At 32.7% G+C, this 24364-nt stretch carries 35 protein-coding genes; 6 read left to right on the forward strand and 29 right to left on the reverse strand.

Annotated features, from left to right (window positions below):
• Positions 1 to 86: 86 nt before the first annotated feature.
• The 4 genes from F7984_RS12410 to F7984_RS12425 form a co-directional block, all read right to left on the reverse strand.
• Positions 87 to 1007, reverse strand: coding sequence for a leucine-rich repeat domain-containing protein (locus tag F7984_RS12410; RefSeq protein ID WP_192796806.1), 921 nt, complete (start codon positions 1005 to 1007; stop codon positions 87 to 89).
• 368 nt (positions 1008 to 1375) lie between these two features.
• Entirely contained in the window at positions 1376 to 2260 is an 885-nt protein-coding gene (locus F7984_RS12415) for a M23 family metallopeptidase (protein ID WP_225983594.1), read from the reverse strand.
• Between the two features lie 211 nt (positions 2261 to 2471).
• Positions 2472 to 2927, reverse strand: a complete 456-nt coding sequence (locus F7984_RS12420; protein ID WP_140462082.1) for a DUF3278 domain-containing protein — start codon at positions 2925 to 2927, stop codon at positions 2472 to 2474.
• Positions 2927 to 3124 carry a helix-turn-helix transcriptional regulator gene (locus F7984_RS12425; protein ID WP_140462081.1) on the reverse strand — a complete coding sequence of 66 codons (198 nt, stop codon included), beginning with the start codon at positions 3122 to 3124 and terminating at the stop codon, positions 2927 to 2929. The genes F7984_RS12420 and F7984_RS12425 overlap by 1 nt, the downstream gene beginning before the upstream one ends.
• A gap of 326 nt (positions 3125 to 3450) precedes the next feature.
• On the opposite strand from F7984_RS12425, the gene F7984_RS12430 reads away from it, so the two are divergent.
• Positions 3451 to 3690, forward strand: a complete 240-nt coding sequence (locus F7984_RS12430) for a DUF6429 family protein (protein WP_140462080.1) — start codon at positions 3451 to 3453, stop codon at positions 3688 to 3690.
• Between the two features lie 267 nt (positions 3691 to 3957).
• Here F7984_RS12430 and F7984_RS12435 read toward each other — a convergent pair whose 3' ends face one another.
• The 6 genes from F7984_RS12435 to F7984_RS12465 all read right to left on the reverse strand — a co-directional run bounded on the left by F7984_RS12435 (position 3958) and on the right by F7984_RS12465 (position 7873).
• Positions 3958 to 4665: a DUF2812 domain-containing protein gene (locus F7984_RS12435; RefSeq protein WP_140462079.1), complete on the reverse strand. Its 708-nt coding sequence runs from the start codon at positions 4663 to 4665 to the stop codon at positions 3958 to 3960.
• The gene (locus tag F7984_RS12440) at positions 4662 to 4979 is read right to left on the reverse strand and encodes a PadR family transcriptional regulator (protein ID WP_066104469.1); all 318 of its coding nucleotides are present in this window, start codon (positions 4977 to 4979) and stop codon (positions 4662 to 4664) included. The genes F7984_RS12435 and F7984_RS12440 overlap by 4 nt, the downstream gene beginning before the upstream one ends.
• A 619-nt stretch (positions 4980 to 5598) precedes the next feature.
• Positions 5599 to 6468, reverse strand: a complete 870-nt coding sequence (locus tag F7984_RS12445; RefSeq protein ID WP_066104472.1) for an SMI1/KNR4 family protein — start codon at positions 6466 to 6468, stop codon at positions 5599 to 5601.
• A gap of 216 nt (positions 6469 to 6684) precedes the next feature.
• Entirely contained in the window at positions 6685 to 6921 is a 237-nt protein-coding gene (locus F7984_RS12455) for a hypothetical protein (RefSeq protein WP_066104475.1), read from the reverse strand.
• Between the two features lie 130 nt (positions 6922 to 7051).
• Positions 7052 to 7552, reverse strand: a complete 501-nt coding sequence (locus F7984_RS12460; protein ID WP_066104476.1) for a GNAT family N-acetyltransferase — start codon at positions 7550 to 7552, stop codon at positions 7052 to 7054.
• A gap of 135 nt (positions 7553 to 7687) precedes the next feature.
• Positions 7688 to 7873 carry a hypothetical protein gene (locus F7984_RS12465; RefSeq protein ID WP_066104479.1) on the reverse strand — a complete coding sequence of 62 codons (186 nt, stop codon included), beginning with the start codon at positions 7871 to 7873 and terminating at the stop codon, positions 7688 to 7690.
• A 274-nt stretch (positions 7874 to 8147) separates the two neighbouring features.
• On the opposite strand from F7984_RS12465, the gene F7984_RS12470 reads away from it, so the two are divergent.
• Positions 8148 to 8516 (forward strand): VOC family protein, encoded by a 369-nt coding sequence (locus tag F7984_RS12470; RefSeq protein WP_225983595.1) that lies wholly within the window; start codon positions 8148 to 8150, stop codon positions 8514 to 8516.
• A gap of 248 nt (positions 8517 to 8764) precedes the next feature.
• Here the strand turns inward: F7984_RS12470 and F7984_RS12475 are convergent, their stop codons facing one another.
• From F7984_RS12475 to F7984_RS12485, 3 genes are all read right to left on the reverse strand, one after another.
• Positions 8765 to 8962: a hypothetical protein gene (locus F7984_RS12475; RefSeq protein ID WP_066104482.1), complete on the reverse strand. Its 198-nt coding sequence runs from the start codon at positions 8960 to 8962 to the stop codon at positions 8765 to 8767.
• Between the two features lie 84 nt (positions 8963 to 9046).
• Entirely contained in the window at positions 9047 to 9265 is a 219-nt protein-coding gene (locus F7984_RS12480; RefSeq protein WP_066104485.1) for a DUF3953 domain-containing protein, read from the reverse strand.
• Positions 9266 to 9912: 647 nt separating this feature from the next.
• Positions 9913 to 10311 carry a DUF5412 domain-containing protein gene (locus tag F7984_RS12485; protein ID WP_066104491.1) on the reverse strand — a complete coding sequence of 133 codons (399 nt, stop codon included), beginning with the start codon at positions 10309 to 10311 and terminating at the stop codon, positions 9913 to 9915.
• A 256-nt stretch (positions 10312 to 10567) separates the two neighbouring features.
• Here F7984_RS12485 and F7984_RS19110 point away from each other — a divergent pair, with 256 nt between their 5' ends.
• A complete protein-coding gene (locus tag F7984_RS19110; RefSeq protein ID WP_175354267.1) occupies positions 10568 to 10726 on the forward strand; it encodes a hypothetical protein in 159 nt (52 codons plus the stop codon).
• 27 nt (positions 10727 to 10753) lie between these two features.
• Here F7984_RS19110 and F7984_RS12490 read toward each other — a convergent pair whose 3' ends face one another.
• The 15 genes from F7984_RS12490 to F7984_RS12555 all read right to left on the reverse strand — a co-directional run bounded on the left by F7984_RS12490 (position 10754) and on the right by F7984_RS12555 (position 20643).
• Positions 10754 to 11203: a GNAT family N-acetyltransferase gene (locus tag F7984_RS12490; protein ID WP_066104493.1), complete on the reverse strand. Its 450-nt coding sequence runs from the start codon at positions 11201 to 11203 to the stop codon at positions 10754 to 10756.
• 148 nt (positions 11204 to 11351) lie between these two features.
• A complete protein-coding gene (locus F7984_RS19420; protein WP_225983596.1) occupies positions 11352 to 11585 on the reverse strand; it encodes a hypothetical protein in 234 nt (77 codons plus the stop codon).
• 2 nt (positions 11586 to 11587) lie between these two features.
• Entirely contained in the window at positions 11588 to 11797 is a 210-nt protein-coding gene (locus F7984_RS19425; protein WP_225983597.1) for a hypothetical protein, read from the reverse strand.
• Positions 11798 to 11966: 169 nt separating this feature from the next.
• Entirely contained in the window at positions 11967 to 12260 is a 294-nt protein-coding gene (locus tag F7984_RS12500) for a hypothetical protein (protein ID WP_413242776.1), read from the reverse strand.
• 91 nt (positions 12261 to 12351) lie between these two features.
• Entirely contained in the window at positions 12352 to 12972 is a 621-nt protein-coding gene (locus F7984_RS12505; protein ID WP_140462078.1) for a metalloprotease family protein, read from the reverse strand.
• Between the two features lie 121 nt (positions 12973 to 13093).
• Positions 13094 to 13612 carry an NUDIX hydrolase gene (locus F7984_RS12510; RefSeq protein ID WP_066104503.1) on the reverse strand — a complete coding sequence of 173 codons (519 nt, stop codon included), beginning with the start codon at positions 13610 to 13612 and terminating at the stop codon, positions 13094 to 13096.
• A gap of 280 nt (positions 13613 to 13892) precedes the next feature.
• Positions 13893 to 14129, reverse strand: a complete 237-nt coding sequence (locus F7984_RS12515; protein WP_139063832.1) for a YdcF family protein — start codon at positions 14127 to 14129, stop codon at positions 13893 to 13895.
• Between the two features lie 200 nt (positions 14130 to 14329).
• Positions 14330 to 14545, reverse strand: coding sequence for a PspC domain-containing protein (locus tag F7984_RS12520; RefSeq protein ID WP_140462077.1), 216 nt, complete (start codon positions 14543 to 14545; stop codon positions 14330 to 14332).
• Positions 14546 to 14727: 182 nt separating this feature from the next.
• On the reverse strand, positions 14728 to 14907 hold the full coding sequence (locus F7984_RS12525) for a hypothetical protein (RefSeq protein WP_066104513.1): 180 nt from the start codon (positions 14905 to 14907) through the stop codon (positions 14728 to 14730).
• Positions 14908 to 15153: 246 nt separating this feature from the next.
• Positions 15154 to 15597, reverse strand: a complete 444-nt coding sequence (locus F7984_RS12530) for a GNAT family N-acetyltransferase (protein WP_066104516.1) — start codon at positions 15595 to 15597, stop codon at positions 15154 to 15156.
• An 851-nt stretch (positions 15598 to 16448) separates the two neighbouring features.
• The gene (locus F7984_RS12540) at positions 16449 to 17453 is read right to left on the reverse strand and encodes a serine hydrolase domain-containing protein (protein ID WP_066104524.1); all 1005 of its coding nucleotides are present in this window, start codon (positions 17451 to 17453) and stop codon (positions 16449 to 16451) included.
• A gap of 217 nt (positions 17454 to 17670) precedes the next feature.
• A complete protein-coding gene (locus tag F7984_RS12545) occupies positions 17671 to 18522 on the reverse strand; it encodes a CPBP family intramembrane glutamic endopeptidase (RefSeq protein WP_066104527.1) in 852 nt (283 codons plus the stop codon).
• A 321-nt stretch (positions 18523 to 18843) separates the two neighbouring features.
• On the reverse strand, positions 18844 to 18978 hold the full coding sequence (locus tag F7984_RS19570) for a hypothetical protein (protein ID WP_258188245.1): 135 nt from the start codon (positions 18976 to 18978) through the stop codon (positions 18844 to 18846).
• Positions 18979 to 19215: 237 nt separating this feature from the next.
• A complete protein-coding gene (locus F7984_RS12550; protein ID WP_066104531.1) occupies positions 19216 to 19821 on the reverse strand; it encodes a uridine kinase family protein in 606 nt (201 codons plus the stop codon).
• A gap of 309 nt (positions 19822 to 20130) precedes the next feature.
• Positions 20131 to 20643, reverse strand: coding sequence for a GNAT family N-acetyltransferase (locus F7984_RS12555; RefSeq protein WP_140462076.1), 513 nt, complete (start codon positions 20641 to 20643; stop codon positions 20131 to 20133).
• Between the two features lie 280 nt (positions 20644 to 20923).
• Between F7984_RS12555 and F7984_RS12560 the strand changes: the two genes are divergently transcribed.
• From F7984_RS12560 to F7984_RS12570, 3 genes are all read left to right on the forward strand, one after another.
• Positions 20924 to 21985, forward strand: a complete 1062-nt coding sequence (locus F7984_RS12560; protein ID WP_066104535.1) for a YkvI family membrane protein — start codon at positions 20924 to 20926, stop codon at positions 21983 to 21985.
• A gap of 527 nt (positions 21986 to 22512) precedes the next feature.
• Positions 22513 to 22953, forward strand: a complete 441-nt coding sequence (locus F7984_RS12565; RefSeq protein ID WP_066104538.1) for a LytTR family DNA-binding domain-containing protein — start codon at positions 22513 to 22515, stop codon at positions 22951 to 22953.
• Between the two features lie 10 nt (positions 22954 to 22963).
• Positions 22964 to 23413: a DUF3021 domain-containing protein gene (locus F7984_RS12570; RefSeq protein WP_225983598.1), complete on the forward strand. Its 450-nt coding sequence runs from the start codon at positions 22964 to 22966 to the stop codon at positions 23411 to 23413.
• A 206-nt stretch (positions 23414 to 23619) separates the two neighbouring features.
• On the opposite strand, the gene F7984_RS12575 is transcribed toward F7984_RS12570, so the two are convergent.
• Positions 23620 to 24333, reverse strand: a complete 714-nt coding sequence (locus F7984_RS12575; protein WP_066104544.1) for a GntR family transcriptional regulator — start codon at positions 24331 to 24333, stop codon at positions 23620 to 23622.
• Positions 24334 to 24364 lie beyond the last annotated feature (31 nt).

Genomic DNA, 24364 nt, shown 5'->3' on the forward strand with positions numbered 1-24364 from the left:
CCCTTTTCTACATTAAGAAATTCAACACAAAAAGACATTAATCCTTCTGAATCAACGCCCAGTTAGTTTAATAAGAATTTTATCTGTTACCAATCTCTCCACTCATCGGTTATGTCACTCTTAGTTTCTAAGCCTGCTAACTCAGATACAGACAATATGTATTCATGTAATTCCTCCCTTTCTGCAGTCTCAATGAAATAGTTATACTTTTCATTAAGCACGTTAATTTTTAAAACAACTTCCTTTACACAGGTCAAAAGGGTTTTTGGAGATGTTTTTTCTTTCAAATCTTTAATTGTTTCTAAATAATCATTCAATGCTTTTTCTGTAGCCAAAATATTTTCGAGTGTAAACATATCATCCCCCTCTTCCATTCGTTCTCGCCAAAATAGGGTCGGATATAAAATGTTTTCCATTCTTGTATTAATTAAATCTTTACGTTTATGCGAAAAATGCTTTTTCTGTGTAAAATATACTGTCGGTATCATTTGGCAGTAACTCAAATCACCATCTTCAACATCTGTCTTTTCGAAGTTAAAAAAATTCAATTTAGGTAATTCTTTCGCAAAAGCAATTGATTTCATACTCAAGCAAGATAATAAAGTTAGGTTTTCTAAATTTTTCATCTCCCCGATAGGAGAAAAATCTTGTATATTTTTGCAGTTCTCCATAATTAATTCTCTTAAGGTATTTTTTAAAAGCCCTATATCGGATATATCTGTCAATTTATTTAGTCCATACAAATTCAACTCTTGTAATGCTCTAAATTGACCAATACCTTCGAATGATTCAATTTTTGCTTGTATCAGATGCAACACTTCCAGATTTTTAATTTCCCCAAGTTCAGCAAATGTCTTGGAATGTGGTTTATAATCCCATATCTGCATCCGCTTTAGATTCTTTAAATTAGACAGTCCTGTTGCTCTAGTCGGTAGTTCTCCATACAGTTCTTTAAGAGAGGTTAATTTCCCTAAATCCACTTTCACCTTTTTATCTAAATGATTCATAGATAGAGTTTTCAAGTTTTCAAGGAAGGATAAACCCTCGAAATCTTTTATATTTCCACCACTCAGATTTAATATTTCAATATGCGGACATTCCTTCAAAAAATCGATATCCGGAAGATTATAATCCCCCATGACTGAGATTCTTTTGTAATTATGTCCTTTAATAAGCTCCAGGCTCTCGGATAAGTATTCGGAAGATACATTAAGCGTGTCTTCTGTCTCATCTCCATATCTAACTATTTCGATGTTACCAATTTTATATGCTTTCATAGTTCCTCCAAAACATAGCTGCATAAAAATAGCTAATTATACAGCTCTTGTACTGAATATAGTTGTTAGTTGATAAATTAGGTTACAGATTTTGAAGTTCACAGAGAGTTAATAAAATCACCTTGAATGGGTTCTTTTCCGTCTTCAAAATGAATACGGATTGATTTTCCCTTTAAATAATCAGCTGAATTCATTACTTGAAAATGCAAGTGAGTTTCACTTGAGTTGCCCGAGTTTCCACATGTACCAAGAACCTGTCCTTTCTGGACTCTTTCTCCTTCTTTAACAAGGATAGAATGATTTTTCAAATGAGCAAGCATACTATACTCGTTATTTTGATGTTCTATTGTAATGCAATTTCCTTCAGGAAGTTCAGGATTCATTTCCCCTGGCACATTATCCTCGATTCCATCTATCACTTTTATCACTACACCATCTGCCGGGGCTAATATTTCCTTGTCATAAGCATAATAGTTTTCATTTTTCTTTGGGTTATCGCTATAAGATTTACCGTTTTTCAAAATAAGTAAATCATACGCGTATCTTTGATCCTCATATACATAGTGATAATTGATAAACTGATTAGTTCCACCCCAGAAAACATACCATTCACCTTTTATCGGCATAATATATTTATTCATTGTATATTTCTGATCACTTTCAGGATGAGTGATAAAAGGAGCAAGAGATAGGCTGTAAATTGTATTATTTTCTCCGAAGGATACACTTATAACTTTTTCTATGGCATTATCTAACCAGATATATTGTTTAATACCATCTATTAAATTAGTAACCATTTCTAATGTATACTTTTCGACTCCAGCATTAAAATCTGTTCCATATTCAATGAATTGTTGTAAAGGTACAATATTTTTAAAATCAATTGTTGTTTGGTGATATATGGTTGAATACATTCCATTTAGAAAAGATTCTCCGAAATCCGAAGGTGAAACTTTAGATATTTCTGCTTGATTCTCCTTCAAACTAAACTCCTCCAATTCTTTATAAACCTACCTAATATTGTTTCTTAGGCTAGAGATTTCCTTTAATAATTCTAGACTGTCTGACAGTATGTACTTTTACAATATTCTTTATTTATTAGAAAAATCCTTCCTCTGCTAAACTGCCAGATAGCTGCATAAAAAAAAGAGCTATTTACAGCCCTTGAAATAGATTAACACCCATGTCGATCATTTATAACAGTTCCTTATTTTTATTGTAAGAACGTTTTAATGAAATATAATTGGTGAGGAACATCACTACACCTCCGAATAATGTAAATCCTATTAGTTCACTCCAACCTCTAATACTTGAAGGCATATCAACCAATATTAAATAAAGTACAGTAAAAACAACAAAAAATGTAACTGTCTTAGAAAAGATAACTCTCATTTCTTTCATATAAGCTATTTTTGTTGCAACCTCCGTATATTCAATACCAGCTACGATATACCTTCCAAATATATAAATAACGAATATGGATATGGCCAACAGTAAAATTATCTCTAAGTCGATAGAAGCATATTTGTTTACGAACATTATTAAAACAAGAAAAAGGAAAAGAAGTATCCCACCTTCCGCGAAGAAATATAGCATCCTTTTTTCCTTATATTCATCATCAGGTATTAGAAAAGATATCCAAGATTTCATCAACTCTCTACCTCCCAAAATAATTCATCTAACGTTCTATTAAGTTCTTTTGCTATTGCAACACAAAGATGAAGTGTCGGATTATATTCCCCCTTCTCAATCAATCCAATCGTCTGCCTCGTCACCCCTACTTTTCTTGCTAATTGTTCTTGGGTCATTGAAATTTTCATTCGTGTTATCTTTACATTATTTTTCATATATTCCACCTTACTCATGTAAGATATAGTTTACATATGCAATTTATATCTTACATTAGATTTATATATAAAACAAAGAAACCGACTCTAATCATAAGGTGTTTAACTTAAAAAGGCATTAATCCATCCTGGATCAAGGCCCTTGTTTGTTTAAATATAAGTATTCACGACTATATTAATTGGTTAATTTCAAAAAATATAGAGCTTTCTATAGCTGATATTTTAAAGACTGCATGGAACCATTGATATTTACGTAAAGTATAGATTTGGTTTAGAATATTTCATAAATGAAAATAAACTAAAGAAAAATGAAAGGAATCAATCATATGAAAGATCAAATCGATGAATTAACTTTATTATTGTTGTATTTAACCTCTTTTAAAGATGATTATGGATTAGGAGAAGCTCAAAGAAGTTGGAAGGGATATCCCTTTGAATCTCTAAATGAATTATCGGAAAAACATTTCATTATCGATAGTAAACGTTCAAAATCTGTTTACTTAACAGATGAAGGTATCGAGGAAGCTAAGAAACTAATAGAGAAATATCATATAAAAGACAACTGAGGAAATTCTCTAAAAAGAGAATTTCTTAATCATTTAAACAGCTATGTATATATGACAAAGTACTTGTATATCAACTGCCCAGCGTAAGGATTCCACTTCTTTAAATTATTAGTTCTACAAAAAGGAATATAAACCCTTCTCTTTCGCTATTCTCCCCTTATACTTTCATAAGAATTAAAGGCACAAAAAAGGCATTAACCCATCTTGGTTCACTGCCTCTATGAGCTCATTAATAATATTTATAAGCTTTATTATTCGACTTCTATATTAAGCTTTCTTCCCTATTTTATGATAAACAGACATGAAGATCCAAATAGCAGTTGGAAATGCGAATGCTCCAATGATCATAGATGCTAAAATGTTAACTCCGATATCACGGACATATATCAACACAAAAACAGCTATTAAAAAGAGGAGGACTGGTATAGTTTTAAAAAGATTAATTAATCCTTTCTTTTCTTTTATCTTCCATTTATTATTGTACGTTGCAATAACAGTCATAGCTGCTGGAATGGCAATGGCAGTAGAAATAACTGCGGTTACAATAAGTATTGAATGCAATATACCAGAGCTTAGCATTGTTCCACCCCAAGCAAGTAGTGTGATTAAAACAACCGGAATCACAAAATAATTGATTGAACGGGCTGAACTTTCATACTTTTCAACAGCTGTGTCTCGATCACTATAAATCGGTTTCGTATCGGGTTTTGCTCGAAATAAATGTATATCTCCTGTGGAGGCAACATGTGACCATCCAGAGGCTGAGAAAAGGTCAAAATATTCATCATCTTCTTTTAAAGATCGATAATCTACACTGTAGATATAATCTGAGCTTTCGCCTTTTTTTAGTGTATAACCCATTAACTTAAAATCACTGACATGCCATCCCTTCAAAGAATATCGTCGTAATTTCTCCATGTCCTTATCCTCAGCAAAAGCTAATCCCTCTGACATAATATACTTTGTTTGTCTCATTCTTCTCCCTCCTTCAATCCCATTTCTGCTAATTGAATCATCTGTTTTCGTATGATTACATCTTCCTCTAATACTTCTCTGCCCTTGTCAGTAAGCAGGTACGTTTTACGCCTTGAATCCGACCCATCATACAAATAAATCCATTCTTGTTTTAATAACTTTTTAATAATCGTGTACATGGAAGCTGGCCCTACGTTAATGGCCCCATTTGTTGTTTCTTCAATTAAATTCATAATTGCGTAACCATGCCTTGGTTTAGTTAAAGCAGCCATAATATAAAACATTGAATCAGTTAATTGCTCCGTTTTCTTCAAGGTATCACCTTCTATATCCTTTTACGATATATCATAATATGATACATCTATTTAAAATCAATATATCACTTTGTGATATATATGTCCATACTTATATCATAAAATGATATATTAAAGTTTGATATTTGACCTTTATCATTAAAAAGGATCTATACAAATACAAATCGGGCTTTGTTTTGGAATATAAAATTCTTAAATGAATATGACAAAGGAATGTATCAGAAAGATTTGCAACAATACGAATACATGATTTTTTTATTAGAGTTATTAATTGTGTTATTTCACTTTTAGGAAGTGAGATTAGTGAAGTTTTTGAAATTAGAATAACAAAAAATCGATTCTAATTAAAATGAGAATAAACAACAGCGATCAATAATTTTGTGGCCCCGGAACAACAAATAAGCTTCTTGGTGCTGCGTACCACCATTGGAGGTTTGTTTTTAAAAGGTAAAGCGCCGAAAATTGTCAAAAAAAAGCAGGCTTGTCCGATAAAGATGTGCATTTCCATTCAATCCTCCCCTTTCATTAAAAATATTTATAGAAAAAAGCCCCCAGTTGCCTGAGAACTTCTAACTTCAATTTCACTATTTAAATATTTTTATTCTTCTTTACCTCTATATTATTCATCTTCATATGGTACTACTTCATATTCATCATCATCAAGAATTTGCTCCTCTTTTGCCTCTTCCATTTCTTTAATAAATTCGGTTATCAGAGTCGCATAATGGGCAACATTAGGGTGTTTCTTTAACTCATCCATTACCTTATTTACAATAGGAAGATCATATTTAATCCTTTGGAAGCTTATGTATTGAAATAAAGTTGATCCTATCTTATCTTGAACCTTCTCTTTGGTTTCATTTAATAAATTTAGGACATAGTTTTCTGTAATACTATTTTTCGGGTAATAGAATAAATTATCCAGTGCTTTTTTGATTTTAGTAAAATGACCTGATTGTAATAAAGAGATTAATTCATCTTCTGGCATCGCATCTAATTTGTAATCCTCTTCTTCGTCAGGATTAAAGAAGTATAGCCCCTCTTCCTGGATGTATAAGTCCTTTATAAATTCATCAAAATTATCAGCTAAAACAAAATCTAAATCTCCTTCTGTATCAATGTATGAAACAGCAGGCTCAACTCTATTATTCCTATAATCCAAAGCAAACCAAGTATGACCATCCCCATTTAATAAGACAAGTCCTTTAGGTAAATTCCATTCTTCAGTCATGTAAGCTGTATCTAAAATACCAGGCCATTCTCCAACTCCACGCAGATGATCAAATTCCACAAAAAAGTTTCCATCTATTGGGCGTTTTCTTAAACGGAGAGCATTAAATCGAATAGACCCACCATTTTGTTCTAATAGCAACTTACGATAAGTTTTAGGGAGCTTGTGTCCCAGTTCCTTTTCAGCTTCTTCTAATTCAGCTTCAGTGACGGGTGGCCTTCTATAATAATCTTCACGTGCTTTAAGCCAAAATTTCATAATTATCCTCCTTAAAACATTTCTTGATTTATAAATTCGAAGTTATTATCTTTCCTCAATTGTAATAACAGCCTTTTTTCTGATCTAAAAGAATAACACTTGCTCCCGTCTTAACAAGAGGGCTACTACCAACTATCTTCCTTAAATCCATAATACAAGCCATAAAAAGCGCCTTAAAATGAAACAACGGCTCTGTTAGTTTAAATACATTTGAAACTAATAGTTTCCAAAGTAATTCTTAAAACACCAAACCACAAGAAACATACTCACTATGCCCCAAGCAACGGTACTGCATATCCACCAAATTACAGATATGGCTTTTGATGAATTTTCCTCGTCTTCCATATTGACTTTTATAAAAGCTACCTTACTTTCCATACCTTTTTTCATAGAAGCGAGAATAACAAATCCCGTTATTATGAAAACAATAGTTATCCAGAATAATAAGTCCACCTTTTATAACTCCCTTTCCTTTCAATCCTCTTTATTCAACTAACCTGCCCCGTTTCTACAATAAGAATTTCAACATAAAAAGGCATTAATCCTTCTTGGATCAATACCCTTGTTAGTTTAATAAGTAAGATTAAAATATTTTAGACATAAAATACTCGTTATAAAATTCATCATTGATTAACAACGAATTTCTTTTTATACCTTCTATCTCAAATCCACTTTTCTGGTATAAAGAAATACCTGCTTCGTTTTGAGTAACAACTGTTAGCTCTAATCTTGATATATTAGAGTTTCTTGCCCACTCTTCTAATCTTTGAAATAAACTTGTACCTATACCACGACCTCTGTACTTTTCTAAAATACCCACCACGAGATATGCAGAGTGCTTTGTTCTCTTTACACTACCGCCAATGGCTATTAAATAGCCAACAAGTTCTCCCTTTTCTTGTTCTGCAACAAATATTGTTGAATTACTTTGCCGCTTGATGTGTTCTAATTGTTTACGCTGTTGTTCAGGAGTCGTTTTTCTTTCTCTTGCTTCCATAAGCATAAACTTAGCTTCAGATTCAACTTGCTTAATTAGACATATAAATTTTTCGGCATCCATGGGTTGTATCTCTCTAATTAACATTATTACCCCCAATAAACAATACTAAAATTATAAACTATGTTTGTTAAACTAACCTGCCCTTTCTTTCATAAGAAATTCAAAAATAGAGCATTATTCATTGAATCAATATCCTTGATATGGTTGTAAACATTGATATTAATTTTCCTTATAAAGTCGATTAGCTCTATTCACACCATAAAACGTTAAAAGCATACCAAAAATAACAAACACTACCCAACCATCTTCATTTTTCGCTGCTAATACTATTCCTATAATTTCGAACGCAAAAGCTATAGTAAAAGCTAGAATTGTCTTTGCATCTTTTAGCACTCTCCTATTCACTTCTTTACCTCCCATTCTTTTGAATAAATTTTTGTTATTAATCTAACTTTATATCCCCATTATTGGGAGGAAGAATAAGTTCTTATTCCGCTAACCTGCCCCGATTCTACAATAAGAAGTTCTACAGAAAAAGGCATTGACCCTTCTTGTATCAATGCCTTGATATTCATAATTATTAGCTGTTTATTTTAATAAGACATTGAGTGGAATTAAAAAAGGTTTTTATTAATGTGTATTGAATATTTACCATAACACTAAAAATAGGAGGAATAAAATGGTGAATCAGGTTTGTGTTATAAGCATTTACGTTCCAAATTTAAACACTGCAATTGACTTTTATACCAATACTTTAGGTTTTGAATTAAATAAGCAGTATGGTCCTAATATTGCATCACTTGTACACGGAGAGTTACCAATTATTCTAGAGGAGAACGTTAATACGCCGTATAATCAAGATAATAAAATTTCAGGAGTTGTATTAGGATTACGAACTGAAGATATTTATGAAACGGTTAAATTCTTAAAAGAAAAAGAAGTAGATTTTATTGTAGATGAACCAACTAATTGTCCTCCAGGAAAATATATTAGTTTTAGAGACCCCTTCGGAAATATTTTAGAATATCTCCAATTTGAAAATAAGTAACAAACATTAAAAGTTCAATTTTAACTTCTTATTGAGCTAATCTGCCCCTTTGTAACATAAAGAGTTCAACAGAACGGGGCAGTTCACCCTTGGATCAACGCTCCCGTTTATAAATTTCACCACGCTCACTCCACAACTTTTTAGCTACATCAGTTGGAAGGTGAAGAAATTGAGCGATTAAACGAGTATGAGAATCTATCAAGAATTATATAACCGCATAAAAAAGCAGGAGAAGTTAGCCTGATTTTTTATTTTTTGTGTGTTTCCTTCCTTTTTTTCGAATGAATTATCAAAGAAGCTATTATGAGACCTGCTAACGAAACTAAGGCTACATACAGAAAACCAGGTAAATCAATATCTCTTGTTTTATTTCCTAAATACACAGCTAAGCTAGATAGTGTTACTGTAAAAAAAGCATTATTAATACTTTTAATATATTTAATCATCTACTCCCCCTTACATTCCACAATATGTATAGTTCAGATATTCCTTCTTGAACTAAACTGCCCCGTTACTTTAATAAGAATTCTTTAATAAAGACTAAGAAAAATAAATAACGAAATAATAATACTTGTGTATCCCCAAAAGTTTTTTCTGTCTTTTTGAAGTTCATCTAATCCCATCACTAAAATCATAAAACCTAAGAATAAAATCGTATAAGAACTAAAGTCGTAATTTTCAGTTATCAAACTATAAACAGATAAAACAACAACAATTATCGCTAAGGTAATTCTTAAAGTTAGTACCATATTCTCCTCCCACAATACGTAAATACATTTAAAATCATATCATTTCCACTTTGCTATATATAGGAAATTAGAAGATTCCTTATTGAGCTAAACCTGCCCCGTTTCTACAATAAGAAATTCAACATAAAAAGGCATTAATCCTTCTAGAACAATGTCCCTGATGGCTTCTTAAATTGCACTTTTCATTTATTAATAAACGGATGTTGGGCCTAATAGTCAATTTACCGAATTAGTTTAAAAATAATATCTGGACAGATACAAATAATGGGAATAGTGAAAATATAAACAACAACCCAGCATTTAGCAGTCTCTTTTTTTGATATTCTTCTAATGCCCATACCATCATCAGCAAACATAGTAAGGGTGGAATGAATGATGACATATCATCAAAAGTTCTTGTTATTAGGCCATAGGCAGCTATTAGACCAATGATTATTATTAATATATGTCTTAATGTTTGGACCAAAAAGCATTCCTCCTTATTCTTTCTAAATTCATACATAAGTCATTTAGAAAGTATTATTAAATAGTTATTCTTCAATTAAAATCAAAAATCCTTCTTCCGCTAATCTGCCCCGTTTGTCCAATAAAGAATTAAAAGTTTTGAATCTATCTTGATTCAATTCAACAGTATATTTAGTAATGAATCATTGATGTCTAAAATCAAATTTATCATTAGGTACATCTAATGTATGCCCATTGATCTCAACTGTATCATTGTCTGTCCAGGTAATACTGGCAGTTTCTTCTCGTTCATCCCAATAAATATTTTTTGCTTTCTTATTGCCTTCATTAAAGACTAACTCGCCACGAACAGCATATGACGTTGTAGCACCTCCGTTAGTGAGATATGCTTTTAGTGTGTAATGGCCGCCAGGTGATGTTTTTTCAATAAGATATTCTCCTTTTGGTAGTCTGTTCATATCGAAAAAAGCCCAATATACTCCATAAGTAACAACCCCAGTAAATAAAAGACAGATAACAAGGAATACTCTAAGTGCTTTTTTAGGAGCTTTATTTTTCTCTCTCTTCAAGTAAGTTGTCATACAGTTAAACCTCTCTCAGTAACGGTTAATAATATATTCATTCTCCTATGTATAATAAAAATCCTTTTTCAGCTAACCTGTCCCGTTAGCTGAATTAAAAAAAGAGCTGATCTCAGCCCTTGATATTGAAGTAATGCCCCTGAACCAAACCTTTTACATTAACTGATCGCCTTTTATGTTTTACTTATTTTTCAGACAAAAGCCAGAAAATACGATATAATTAACACCTTATGATTTTAATTAAGGAGCTGACAATGTGGAAGATGAACTAATTTTTAAAAGCTATTCTAGGTTGTTATTAAGAGATTTAAAAGACGTAAAAGAGGCTCTTATGGTAAAAGACTATGAGACAGCTGAGAAATTCTTAAATGAGCTTATAAACGATACTCAGAAAGACGTAGAGAGTGGCAATTAAACTAACGGTTTGGATATTCATCCACCTCTATAATGATAGTTTGATGTTCTTATACAAGAAAATGATTCTTTCTATTTCTTCAAAACCATTTTTCTTATAAAATTCTTCGGCAGGTATACCTCTATCTGTGAGAAGTGTAATGTTACTTATATTGCTGCTATGAAGTTCTTTTATCAAATGATTTAACATCGCTCTTCCAATACCCTTATTTTGATATTGTTTTCTTACACACATTTCATTAATAAAAAACTCATCTCCGCTCCACCATACTCTATTTACACCAAAAATAAAGCCGAGAATTTCATTGTTTTCTACCGCTAAAACGCCTAAAAATCCAGGTGTTTGGTAAAAGTCCAGCAAATATTTTTTAGCCTTTGTAAATGTCCATTCATCATTCCAAGGCTCAACATTGAATACTTCAATAAATGTGTCCGTACATTTAATTAAATCATGTTCTGTTAATAGTTTAACTTCCAAGGTGAATTCCCCTTATCGCTAAATGTATTATTAAAGCCACCTTAACCGTTTTATTTATGGATTATTCTACCACAAAAAAAACCAAATTTCTTATTCAGCTAACCTGCCTCGTTTGTTGAAGAGGATTTTTAATTTTTAATTTCTAATTTTAAGTTTGAATTGGTAAGTAAATCTGTACTTCCTCTTCCCCTTCTCCTATAGGATGATATGTCTCCACAATATAAGAATCGAGGTCTCTTTGATAACCTTGTTTTACTGCCCAATTCAATAAATTCAAATGAAGTTCTCCCAATTTAGATATATTCCCTCTTGTAGTTATGTAACTTTTATTTGTTTCAATATAATCCATTCCTGTTGGTACTTCATATAATTTCTCACTCACAATTAAGCTACATAATAATGACCCACCTTATGCCCCTCATCCTTTTTGGTCTCAAATAAGGCAATTTCGGTTTCTATCGGATTTAGGATTTCGTTTGAGCGACTTAATAGTTGCTTTGCAAGCAAGGGTACTTCATCACCAAAGTTAACAAACTCCCCAATACCTTTTAATCCAACAAACTTAAACTCCTTTTTAACTATCATAATCGACATATTAACCTCTCCCATTCACATAAAAATTTCAAAATACCCTAATTTTATTTATTCAAGAAGAAAATCCTTACTTCCTGCATTGAAGTAAGGATTTCATACTGATCTATTAAACATATTGAACTAACCTTCCCCTTTAGCGGAAAAAGAACAAGGCAGGCTACTGAGATCCTTATTCTGCTAAAATGCTTCCCATAGCTAGTAATAATAGAAAAGCAACAACTATAACCGCTAGACTTGTAATTATCCCAACCAATCCGATTAATAATTTGCTTATGCGACCTATAGACATCCTTGAAGATATTCCGGCAAGTATAATACCTATAATGAAGAAAACGCTGAAAATAGTAATAAAAAGGTAAATATCAGCAATCGGTCCTCTTTTTGTATAGAAAAAAATAATACTTACTATCACTGGTAATATAGATAAAATTCCTAAAATTGTCCCTACTCTGCTTTTATTCAACATCAATCCCACCACCGATTGAAATACTTCGTTTCTTTCATCCTTTTCATTGTATTCAACTATATTTAACCATTGAGCATCAGGACTATTGTTATGTGAGGAAATTTGTTTTTATCCAATATGTGTTTGGTCCATTGTTTTTTAAAATTGCATTTTTTGGGACTTGTTTAATTATAAGAAGAAGAGTAAGTAAATCAACTGATGATCCCATTGCGTTTAATATTATTAAAAATTTTAATGTCGTTGTTAATAGTCCAAATGAACTTAATACAAGTGGCAAAATTATTGAAATAATAATGAAAGGAGCAATTGAAATGAAGATATATCTTGATTTTGAAATCTCTTCTTCTGTTAACACAAAACCTCCGAACAGCGTCAATCCTATATATGTTTTTTCTGATTTTGTGAAATTTGGAATGAAAATTAAATGGAGTAATTCGTGAAGTATTAAAAATATAATTAACAAAAAAACACTACTCAAGTTAATAGTAATTGAGATTGCATCAGGCGTTAGGCCAAAATCGCTCAAAGAAATACTAGAATAGATATTTATTACACCAATAGAGATGATTGCTGCGACAATCATTAAAGGGGTGGATAACAAAATAGCACTTGCTAAATCTTTGGGTTCTTTCAATAGAATCCATCTATTTTTAATTAACTGTAAATGTAACTGCGGGTCACTTTTAGGTAATTTACTTTGTATTTTCATTTAATCCACTCCATTAATAATTTAAGTTTAAAGTACAACCACCTAAATAAAGCCATTTTTCAGGGGGATCATATAATCGCTTGTATATGAAGGTTTATATTTGATTCCTTGCACGTTTCATTTAAAAACGAATAGAGCCATAATGCTTTCGACCCTCAAAAAGAAACGCAATGATACTCTCATAATAAGGTATAAATTTTTTTAATTCGATTAGCTCTAAGATTTTCTCTTTTGAAGCCCATCTCACTGCTTGCACCTCATCAGTCTGTAACGTCAAATCATTCAAATCTAAATCATATTCAATTAAATAATAATCATCAAATCCACGCGCAAAGTTAATAGTAAATTGCGGACGTATCATTTCAAAGTTATAATGAATACCCAACTCTTCGAATAACTCTCTTGAAGCAGCCTGCTGACTTGTATCGCCTGCAACAGCACTTCCACCACAAGTGATATCCCAAAGATTCGACCAACCTTGCTTAAAGGGCTGACGTTGTTGAATAAGCATTTCTCCCTTTGAATTAAATATACAAACGTGTATTACTAAATGAAACTCGTCTGGTGTCATATCATCTCCACGAGTTATTTGTTTGCCTATTTTATTACGATGCTTATCATATAAATCCCATTTTTCCATTGCTAAGCTCCTTAATGTAGTTTTGCCTTAAGATTCTTAAACTCTGCAAGAATATGTCCCAATGATGAACACAAATAATCACCTATAACCTTCTTGAACAAACCTTCCCCATTTCTACAATAAGAAATTCAACATAAAAAGGGATTAATCCTTCTTGGATCAACACCTCTATTAGTTAAAGAAGAATCTTTACTTGATCCTATTTTCCTCTATTCCTCTGTTTATATGGACTGTTTTAATAGCCTCTTCTTCAGGGATGCTTTCATTGGGGGCTTGTCCCTCAGTAGCAATAGCGACTGAATGGGTTATCTTCCAGATAGGCAGCAGCTGTGTTAATTCGTTCTTGTAGAAGTGGCGAAGGATCAGTTCCAATCACCCTTGCTCCTAGAATAATTAAATAATCAGCATTATCTGGTACAGTTTGATTAGGAATTTGAGCAATTCGAATATGCAAGAATAGAAGATAAAAAACTAAAAACACAAAAAGTTCATAAGTAATAATCTTTAAGTATTTCATTAAATCGTTCCAATCGTTGAAATTGTATTTGGTAAATACAGAGAGAGTCGAGAAAAGATTTTTTTGAAGGTATTTACGGAGAAAGGGATTCGGAATTACTCAACAATTGAAGCGAATAAGTTCTCTAATGAAAAACGCATATTCCAATACATAGAAAAATGTACGGGGAATATGCATTTGCAAAAATACATTATGATTTTTTATTTAGAATTTGGCCATTCTTCATCTTCCAATGGAATAATTACACTCGCCACTAAGTAAATAATTAATCCAGGAAATGCACCTGAAAATATACAGAGGAAAGCAAATGCAAGCCGCAGGATGGTTACATCGATTTTTAAAATCGGTACTAAACCTCCAAATATACCCGATAATACTTTGTTAGAGCGGGATCTTACTAATTTAACGTCTTTCACACAAACATCTCCTATCTTTATCTTAACAGTATATTAAATGAATTATCTTTATAATACGAAAATCCTATTTATTAATTCAGGATATGAACTTTGTCCCCTTTACTTCCATAAGAAGTTCAGTAGAAAAGGACATTAAGCCTTCTTAGATCAAAGCCCCGTTTATAAAAAAAATATTATCAAATCTAATTATCTTCGTTATTGCTTCTCACATTATTTTGAAGATAAATCTTTTTAAGAGTTGAATTTATGTTATTTAAAGCAATAAGAATAACCCCTAACATAACAAATGTTACTACTTCCCCCGTAAACCAAGATAGTATTCCTAAAATTACAGCATAAAGTATGTATAGCCAATTACTCATTAATTCAATATCCTCCCAACCAAAATAATTAACTTCTTCAAAAAACCTAGTTCATTTGTAACATTTTGTAAAACCAGACCGAATCTTAATTAAGCTAGTCTGCCCTTTTACTTCTATAAGAAATTCAACACAAAAAGGCATTAATCCTTCTTAGATCAATGCTTCTGTTTGTTGAAATGTAATCTTTTTCAATCTCTTCTATACCTTGATATAACTCCAATCCCTAGCCGGGTAATAACGAGTGTGTTATTTTTGTAATATCATATCGACGTGAGGGATATTATCCTCTAAATATGTTTCGGATATAGGTTGAAAACCAAAGGAAGTATAGAATTTTCTTAAATAATCTTGGGCTTGAATTTTAACCTTTGTTTCTTTTAATTCGTTTTGGATAAAATCTAGTCCTTTCTTTAAAAGTTCCCCTGCAATCCCTTCTCCTCTGTATTCTTTCTTTACAATAACTCTTCCAATAGAAGTTTCTTGATAAGCAATACCTGCGGGTACAATTCTTAAATATGCAACGATTTCTCCATTGTCTTCTTTAAAAAGATGATATGAAAAAGGATCTTTACCATCAACTTCAGGATAAGGACAATTTTGTTCCACCACAAAAACTAAAGTTCTTTCTTTTAAAATATTATATAGTTCAATATTTGTTAACTCATCAAATTTTTTGAGTTTCCAACTCATAAAAATTCACCTCTTATTTTTTTCAAATGCATTTAAATATATCTTAAACTTCTTGGAACAACGCCTCAATTATTTCATATCAAAAAATGATAATAAATTATCGAAATAAAAGACCAGATTAGAAAATATAATCGCTGATATCACAGCTATAAATGTGAACTTCAATGACGGTTCTATTAGCTTTGCTAATTCATATATTTTATCGGCTATTATAATAATGAATGAAATCATTAACATGAACCAAGCAATACTATGTGGATTAGTATAATGAATTAGTTCGCTCGTTTTTAAGACTAATAATCCTAAAAAGTAGTAGAAAAACAACTTAACTTTAATCATCTATCGATGCCCCTAGGTCTGAGTTTCTGTCATACATTCCTTAACAAGCTAAACTCCCCCATTAAGTTCATAAAAAAGTTCACTCCAAATATGAATTACATTTTATATTTTGAAACTTAAGCTAATTTTCCACGTATTTCTAATAAAAGGGAGTGACAAAATGACACGCTGTGCTAATTGTAATAAAAAATTGCAAGCTAAAATAATTTGGTCAATTATCAATAGACCCTTTGATGGTAAGAACTGTCCTCATTGTAATAGATTACAATATATGAAAGCAAAATCATTCCAGTTTATGAGCAATTATGGCCCTGGCTTTATTTTCATTTTGTTGTTTCCTTTTTTTGTTGAGTTAAGTAACGAAAAAGGACCTTGGGATAAATTGGATTAGCGGATATACCTATAACTATTTTACAAATGGTTCAGGCTAACCTGCCTGTTTCTATTAATAAGAAGTTCAATATATAGAAGCATTAATCCTCCGATATATTGAGCGAAACCCTTACCGTTCCTTACTTCCGAAAAGTATCAGCAACTATATTACTAAATTCTCTGAGGTAGTAAAGGTAGTCGTCTCCGCCATAGTTATATCGTTTGTTATACATCTTTGCAACGACCACTCTGTATTCAGGAATGATAAGGACAGTTGGACCTGTTATCCCCAATATTTGATAAGATCCTTCTGGAACCCGATCACCGAGCTCACTATGGGCAGCTGGAATACCTTGCACATACCAAAACAAACCATTTTGAGGAAGTTTACGATCTTTGTAAAAAGGACTTTGGACTTGTGTGGCAATTTCAATTACTTCACTTGGAACAATTTGTTTCCCTTTTGCAAACCCTCTGTTTAAATGAAGATTACCCCATTCTGCAAATTCCCTAGCAGAAGTATGTAAGTTTGACTCCGTTCCATCACTATAATTTCCCAGATGGAATGAACCCTCCGAATCTGGATTATCAATTTGTTTAACTAATAATTCATTCTCTTTCGTTTGCCAGGCTGTTTCTTTAAAACCTAAAGGTGAAAATACCCGTTCTTCTAAAAGGTCTGGAAAGCTCATTTTAAATAGACGATTTACCAGCCGAGTCATCATTAACACATTGATTCCTCTATAAGCCCAACCTTGACCTGGTTCAAACTCTCGAAAAATAGTGCCATCTTCTTTTTCATGTAACCCATGGGAGTGAGTGACTAAATGCCTTATTGTTGTTTTTCCTAGCAATTGTTCATCCATTTCCCTGAAATAATCAATTGCGTAGTCATCAAGGCTTTTGATTTTCCCTTCATAAAGAGCATATGAAACGACTAAACCAAGGTAGCTCTTTCTGGCAGAAGCAACATTAAATTGAGAAACTTGGGTGATTGGAGCCGAGTCAGGAGAATTAGAATGATAACCATCATAGTGTTCCAATATTACTTCGTTATCTTTTAGAATATATAATGAGGAGGCACTGCTTCCGTTTTTTTTCTTTATTTCATCTACCCAAGTAATTAAGTTTTCAAGTTTCTCCAAATGAACCATCTCCTTGATTTTATGAAAACCTTTATTACTATTCTCTACTGGTTGTTTGAAATCCTTCTTCCGCTAACCTGTCCCGTTTCTGCTATAAGAAATTCAACACAAAAAGGCATTAATCTTTCTTTGATAAATGCCCCTGTTTATTTAAGTATAATACTTCTACTAACGAAACTTTTAATATGAATTTTCAGCTATAAAAAAGTGAATATATTTATAGCGTATTTTTTCTTTTATCAATTAGTAATAAAAATGATAACACCACTACACTAAATACCACTATAAACAGAAATGATAAGTATAGAGTCATGAATCCACTAAATGTCTCATCGAATATTAAAAGAGCGACGTCTTGGTCATACATACCTCCCATGGATATATATCTAGCCACTTCAAGATAAACGACATGGAAGATCATACTCATCCATATTGTTCCTGTATACCTTCTATATAACTGTAGAGCAATTCCAAATGTAAAGAGCAATATAATATAATCTATAGTTATTATAAATGGTTTACTAAAGAATATTGACTCTAATGCCATCACCGTAACCGGTACACAAATGAAGATTAGCGGCTGTAAAATCAATGAGATGATGAAGCGGAATTTCTTATGCAGTTCTTCAAATATTAGTCCACGGATAAAGACTTCTTCTGGAAATGCTTCATACATAAATGCTGTTGCTGTATTAATTAAAATGGAAATTATAACTGTGGCTGTCAGGTTTAAGCTGACATTTTCTATACCACCAAATAAATAAGCTGTTAAAATCCCTGTTATGACTAATATAAAAGGCAACGCGATTCCGACCATCAATCTAGATGGTGAATTTACACCCTTTAAGCCAATATTTTTAAACAAGTCCGGTTGTTTTCTTTTAAATATATATAGTACAAAAAGCGTTAGCCCGCTAAAGATTACTCCTTGTAAAAGCATACTATTTTGTCGATCCATACCTTGAGTTTTAGTCAAATATTGTCCTACATTACCCGAAGCAAAGAGAAATAATGATACAAGTACAAAGTACATAAGCAACCGACTAATACTAAATTTAAAAGAACTCAATTGAATGCCCCTTTTCTATTAATGGTGTATTGTTATAGGCTATGTAATAACCAAGTTCTATATTTGCAGTTTCTTAATGTTAGTGAATTAAAATCAACGTTACAATGAACATTTTTCGATATGATTCACTCAACCTCATTCCATTAAATGACCGATTGTTGAGTAATAGTTAAGCAACACTCTCGAACTAATCTGGCCCATTACTCCCATGAGAAATTCAACACAAAAAGGCATTAATCCTTCTTTGATCAATACCCCTGGTTGCTTAATTACATTTATTCATAACTTGATATAATTTAAAAATCTGTTAATAGCTTCGTCTCATTGTATTTCATCTCTTATTGCAGATTTTGGCGAATCATTATTGTGTACCAATTGTCCTAATATAGGCGGAAATATTATTATCACTAATAATACCAGCAAGCCGACTACTAAAAGTCTTTTTTTCTTTTTCAAATTGATTCCTCCTTTCACCACTTTTATTCCGTTAGCCTGCTCCTGTATTCCAATAAGAAATTCAACACAAAAAGACATTAATTCTTCTTAGCCAATTAGCATAATAGAAATTGTACTGATGAAATCAAATTCTATCCTTATACCATTTTTCAGTTTTAAATTCCTCTGGAATCGATTGCTTAATATTTACCCTTCTTTTAGAAAAGATAAAAATCTGTTATCCTGATGTTAGTATATTTATTCAATACCACTTACTATTAAGTTAGCTTTTTCAAAAGGTTTATAGGTTTCAACATAAACGTCTTCTGATAGCATCCAATTATTTTCCCACCTATCACGTGCTGTTTCTCCGTCTCTTTCAAGACCTCGTGAAAGCCTTGTTTCTCGTGGACATTCAACCCATATCGTAAAATCATATTTATTAAAAAATTCCTGACATATTGCGTAAACACCTTCTATTATGACAATTCCTCCAACTGGAACAGTATGCCACTCCGCTAAACCATCCATTACCCAATCATATCGCTGATAATGTCCTTCTTTATTTTGAGCTATGGGTTCAAGAACCTGATTTAAAATACGCCTCCTATCATAATCTGCACCTATAGGCTTGTTCTTTGGAAGTGTTTTTAGAATTCGAGAAGAGGGTAAATAAAAATCATCCATATGCACAATAGTTGTATTTAATAATCTCCCTTTTAACTTATCAGCGAGTGTGCTTTTCCCAGAACCTCCACAGCCATCTATCCCAATTAACAAAGTTGATTGTTTTTGAGGAACTGAATCAATCAGCCTAACCAAATGTTCAAAATCATTACTGCTTTTAAGAGTTTTATCATTCATAACCTCACCGCCTTAAATTGGAAAACCATCTTGTTAACTAACCTGTATAAAATATTTTCTATTAATGTATTATTAAATCCTTCTTCCCTGCCCTACACCTTATCTAAATCTATGATTAATTTATTACCTTCGATTTTAAAATCTGTGGAATAATTTACAAACTGGATTTTGATAGTTCAATTTTATTCTTAACTTATGTTCACTATAAGACCATAATGCTGCTTAACCAATTTGATTTCATTGACCAATAGCATAATCCATAAGCTTTCCTTCTTATTTCCATAAAGAAAAGTCATCATAAAGATATCTCTATTTCACTGCTAATTTTAGTACCATCAAATCCTCATCATAATATCGGCCATTAAACTTTAAGGCATTTCTTTCTATACCATAGACCTCAAATCCCAACGACTTATATAATTTCTTTGCATAGTGATTATCAGATACAACAGTTAAATTGATTTGCTCGAATCCCTCAGAGTTCTTCGCTTTACTGATAAGTTCATTCATCAATAACTTTCCTAAACCCTGACCTCGATTGCCTGGAGCTATGTACATTCCATAAACATTTCCTTTATGCCTGGTTTTGAGATTGTCTTCACGTATAAAGGTAACAATGCCAACTAAAGATTTTCGATTATCAAAGGCACCTACAATATACTTGTCCATTGTTGGTTTTATTCGTTCCTTTACCATGTCTAAAGAATATCCCACCTCTCTCTCATAGGTTGAACCGAATGCTTCCGGGTTCATTTTCAATGCATTCAATCGCACTTTCTGATATAAATGAGCATCGGACTCTTCTAAAATACGAATATTCATCAACTACTCACTCCTTTAATTTGCATGGAATTATGTATTGCATAATCTATTCTTTTTTTCGCTCCTAATATCCTTCTTGCACTAACCTCCCATCTTATAAAAAGCTTAATTATTTCCTGTACACTGCTGTCTCTTTTCTCACAAACAAATTATTCTATTTCATATTTTTTGTTTAACACTATTTATATAGGGAAAATAATTCTATTGAGGACTATTCCGGTTCAGAAGCAGTGGCTGAACCGTGCCTCAAATTCTTTATAATACTACGAATGGAGGAGACATGAAGAATATTATTAAAATAGCCAGTGCATTTATGGGAATTATCATAGGTGCCGGTTTTGCATCAGGACAAGAAATTTTACAGTATTTTACTAGTTTTGGAATGAAGGGAACGATTGGAGCCTTTCTCTCGATCCTATTGTTCGGATATTTGGGAATGGTTTTAACTAAGCTGGGCAGCCGGCTTCAGACAGACTCACATAAGGAAGTTATTTATAAAATCAGTGGACGTTACCTCGGCGTTCTCATCGATTCTATCCTCGTATTTATCCTTTTTGGAATTGGAATTGTCATGATTTCTGGTTCAGGGTCTATTTTCAATCAGCAGTTTGGGTTGCCAAGTTTCGTTGGCATCATTATCATGACGATTCTCATTTTAATCACAATCCTTTCCGACGTAGACCGGGTTGTAAAAGTTATTGCTATGATAACCCCTTTTCTCATATTGGGAGTGGTCGTATTATTTATACATAGTATGGTGACCATGGAATATTCTTTCTTTGAGCTTGACTCTATAGCGAACGAACAGTCTTCGGCTACAAATCATTGGCTGAGTTCTATTATTAATTATGTTTCACTTGCAATCGCAATGGGAGCATCCATGACTCTGGTAATGGGCGGCGATGAACCCAAGGAGAAAATTGCTTCGATCGGAGGACTGGCGGGAGGTATAGGTGTAGGAATCTTAATTGTCCTGCATCATCTAGCCATCTTTGCACAAGTTGATAAGGTAGGGCACTTGGACATGCCCTCACTAGGGCTGGCCAATCAAATATCACCACTTTTTGGAGTTCTCTATTCCATCATTCTATTCGGCATGATTTTTAATTCAGCTGTTAGTATGTTCTTTTCGTTTGGTACACGCTTCTTTACCCCGAAAACGAAAAAATACAATTGGTTCGTGGTTATTTCTGTACTCGTCGCTTTTGCTGCAAGCTTCTTTGGATTCAAGCAGTTAGTTTCCTTTTTCTACCCACTGTTTGGATATCTCGGTATGATTTTAATTGTCGTACTCGTTATCGCATCAATTAGAATGAAGCCTTTAAAAGATAAAACGGATTAATCGGTATCAGTTACGCGTTTCAATAAGGATTTAGAAAAGCATTCTTCCGAAAAAAATAAAGAAATCCACTGTAATAGAAAAAGAGATTCGTCAATTTTGATGAATCTCTTTTTCTTGTGCTAATTTTACCTTTAAGTTCACCTTTACTTCCTGTTAACAATTCAAATTTAACTGAGTGTATTCGATTTCTCTTGAGTATCATCTGGAGATTATCAATTGTAGATCTTTCACGCTGAATATAGCATCTCTGCTTCCCATCTAACCCTAACTAACTGTTTCTTCATTAAAAAAGGATTGTCCCCTGCTTTGTAGGTTTTCGGTCATTTAAGTTCACCCCCTTAAACTTCGGCTCATAGTTGGCCACGGGTTTAATCCCTAAGGATTGGTTCCACTGATTATCATGCTATTATTCATTTTCACCCATATATATTAGAAATCTGACCAGGTATATAAAAGCTGTAGTACTATATCCAATTGCTTCCTATAATAAAGGGAGAAAGATCCATAAAAAAGGGTGGGGGTGGAATATGAGGATAGAAATCCAGTTAGATAGTGAATGTAAAGATCCCAAAATCGTCATACATGCTAGTGAGATGACAAATGAAATTTCAAGTTTACTTGAAAAACTTTCAGGCAATGAATACCAATCACTGATGGGTTATAAAGGTGATGAAATTCTTTTGATACAAATGGACGATATCTTGCGGATTTATACTGAAGGTCAATATGTTTATGCACAAGTAAATAATGAAAAATTGCGCTTACGACAAAGATTATACCAATTAGAAGAAATGGTCCCGCGCCAACAATTCATCAGAATTTCAAACTCTGAGATTGTCAATTTTGAAAAAGTTAAAAGCTTAGATATGAGCATAAGCGGAACAATCACTCTGAAATTCAATACCGGCGATCAATCATATGTCTCGAGGCGTTATATTAATAAGATAAAAAAACATTTAGGAATATGAGGTGATGAAGATGAAGACAATTATCGTAAGAGGGGCAATAGGATTTCCGCTAGGCGTTTTTATATCAACCTTTATAACCCTTTGCATTTCACTTGGCATTGGGGATGGGACGTTTTACGCTGTAGTACCCAGCTTAATAGAGACCATGGGTACAGAATTAAATGCCTATCTACTGCAATTTATTTTAAGCGGATTATTAGGAGTTGCTTTTGCTGCAGGCTCTATCATTTTTGAACATGATAATTGGAGTCTTACAAAACAAACAACTCTACACTTTTGCTTAGTTACCATCGCCATGTTTCCTGTCGCCTATTACTCCCATTGGATGGAGCATTCCTTTATAGGATTTTCACTTTACTTCCTTATCTTTGTGGTCATTTATTTAATGTTCTGGGTCTTCCAGTATCTATTTTGGAAGCGAGAAATTAATCGTTTGAATCATTCATTAAATAAACCATAGACACCCACTTTAGAATTACAGTTTTCCTACTAGCAATAAGGTATTCTGCCTCCTTTTAAAAATAGTTTTGATAGGAGGTAAACTTAATATCTATAAAGACACCCCAATAAGATTTGTACAACTCAAGTTATTCTTACAATAAGAAAAGGTGACCCTCTTCTCTCTAGAGTCACCTTTTCTTTTTCTGAGCCAAATTATGCGGTTTCCTATCGATTTACCGTTACCGTTGTAAAGACGAACTTGTCGTGATGATGCCGTGAGAAAGAGTATTCAAATGGTATACCAGTAATCAAAAAGGCAACTTGTTCGACTTCCAAGATAGGATCGTCAGCTCTGCAATCCAGGTATTTTTGATCCAGTTCATTTGATTTACATGCTCTGATTTTACGGTGTGCTCCACCCATTTTTAATTCAAGTGTTTCTTTAATATGCTTATATATGGAAGAATGAAGAACCTCATCATTAATACCGGGAACCAGATTAGCCGGCATGTATGTTTTTTCTATTACATATGGTTCATCATTTACAATCCTGAGACGAATAATATGATAGACAGGTGTATCAAGGCTGATCCTTAGTTTACTGGCTACTTGCTCAGAGGGAAATTGAATTTCAAAGGCAATTACCTTGCTTTTTACCTCATCATTATTGGCCAGATTGGATAGTCCAATATTTTCTTCACTGATGATATTCACTTTATTGTCATCAAATGGAGGCTCGATAATAAAGGTACCATGTCCTCTTTTCCTATATAAAAGCCCCTCTGTAACAAGAATATTCAAAGCTTTTTTCATCGTTACCCTGCTGCTGTCAAATTCTTTCGAAAGAGTATATTCGTCTGGAATCGGCTGGTCCTTTGAGTAATAATCACTCTTTACCCTTCGCCTCATTTCATTTGCAATGGCCTCGTACTTGTTCATTCCTAACACCTTCCTAAACGCTTCTTATAAG

It is taken from the genome of Pradoshia sp. D12, from assembly GCF_008935075.1.
GTDB lineage: Bacteria > Bacillota > Bacilli > Bacillales > Pradoshiaceae > Pradoshia.

Coding starts and splice junctions, on each gene's coding strand:
- F7984_RS12410 (WP_192796806.1), bottom strand. CDS start 1,007: ATGAATCATTTAGATAAAAAGGTGAAAGTGGATTTAGGGAAATTAACC.
- F7984_RS12420 (WP_140462082.1), bottom strand. CDS start 2,927: ATGAAATCTTGGATATCTTTTCTAATACCTGATGATGAATATAAGGAA.
- F7984_RS12425 (WP_140462081.1), bottom strand. CDS start 3,124: ATGAAAAATAATGTAAAGATAACACGAATGAAAATTTCAATGACCCAA.
- F7984_RS12430 (WP_140462080.1), top strand. CDS start 3,451: ATGAAAGATCAAATCGATGAATTAACTTTATTATTGTTGTATTTAACC.
- F7984_RS12435 (WP_140462079.1), bottom strand. CDS start 4,665: ATGAGACAAACAAAGTATATTATGTCAGAGGGATTAGCTTTTGCTGAG.
- F7984_RS12445 (WP_066104472.1), bottom strand. CDS start 6,468: ATGAAATTTTGGCTTAAAGCACGTGAAGATTATTATAGAAGGCCACCC.
- F7984_RS12460 (WP_066104476.1), bottom strand. CDS start 7,552: ATGTTAATTAGAGAGATACAACCCATGGATGCCGAAAAATTTATATGT.
- F7984_RS12470 (WP_225983595.1), top strand. CDS start 8,148: ATGGTGAATCAGGTTTGTGTTATAAGCATTTACGTTCCAAATTTAAAC.
- F7984_RS12475 (WP_066104482.1), bottom strand. CDS start 8,962: ATGATTAAATATATTAAAAGTATTAATAATGCTTTTTTTACAGTAACA.
- F7984_RS12480 (WP_066104485.1), bottom strand. CDS start 9,265: ATGGTACTAACTTTAAGAATTACCTTAGCGATAATTGTTGTTGTTTTA.
- F7984_RS12485 (WP_066104491.1), bottom strand. CDS start 10,311: ATGACAACTTACTTGAAGAGAGAGAAAAATAAAGCTCCTAAAAAAGCA.
- F7984_RS19425 (WP_225983597.1), bottom strand. CDS start 11,797: ATGTCGATTATGATAGTTAAAAAGGAGTTTAAGTTTGTTGGATTAAAA.
- F7984_RS12505 (WP_140462078.1), bottom strand. CDS start 12,972: ATGAAAATACAAAGTAAATTACCTAAAAGTGACCCGCAGTTACATTTA.
- F7984_RS12510 (WP_066104503.1), bottom strand. CDS start 13,612: ATGGAAAAATGGGATTTATATGATAAGCATCGTAATAAAATAGGCAAA.
- F7984_RS12515 (WP_139063832.1), bottom strand. CDS start 14,129: ATGAAATACTTAAAGATTATTACTTATGAACTTTTTGTGTTTTTAGTT.
- F7984_RS12525 (WP_066104513.1), bottom strand. CDS start 14,907: ATGAGTAATTGGCTATACATACTTTATGCTGTAATTTTAGGAATACTA.
- F7984_RS12530 (WP_066104516.1), bottom strand. CDS start 15,597: ATGAGTTGGAAACTCAAAAAATTTGATGAGTTAACAAATATTGAACTA.
- F7984_RS12550 (WP_066104531.1), bottom strand. CDS start 19,821: ATGAATGATAAAACTCTTAAAAGCAGTAATGATTTTGAACATTTGGTT.
- F7984_RS12555 (WP_140462076.1), bottom strand. CDS start 20,643: ATGAATATTCGTATTTTAGAAGAGTCCGATGCTCATTTATATCAGAAA.
- F7984_RS12560 (WP_066104535.1), top strand. CDS start 20,924: ATGAAGAATATTATTAAAATAGCCAGTGCATTTATGGGAATTATCATA.
- F7984_RS12565 (WP_066104538.1), top strand. CDS start 22,513: ATGAGGATAGAAATCCAGTTAGATAGTGAATGTAAAGATCCCAAAATC.
- F7984_RS12570 (WP_225983598.1), top strand. CDS start 22,964: ATGAAGACAATTATCGTAAGAGGGGCAATAGGATTTCCGCTAGGCGTT.
- F7984_RS12575 (WP_066104544.1), bottom strand. CDS start 24,333: ATGAACAAGTACGAGGCCATTGCAAATGAAATGAGGCGAAGGGTAAAG.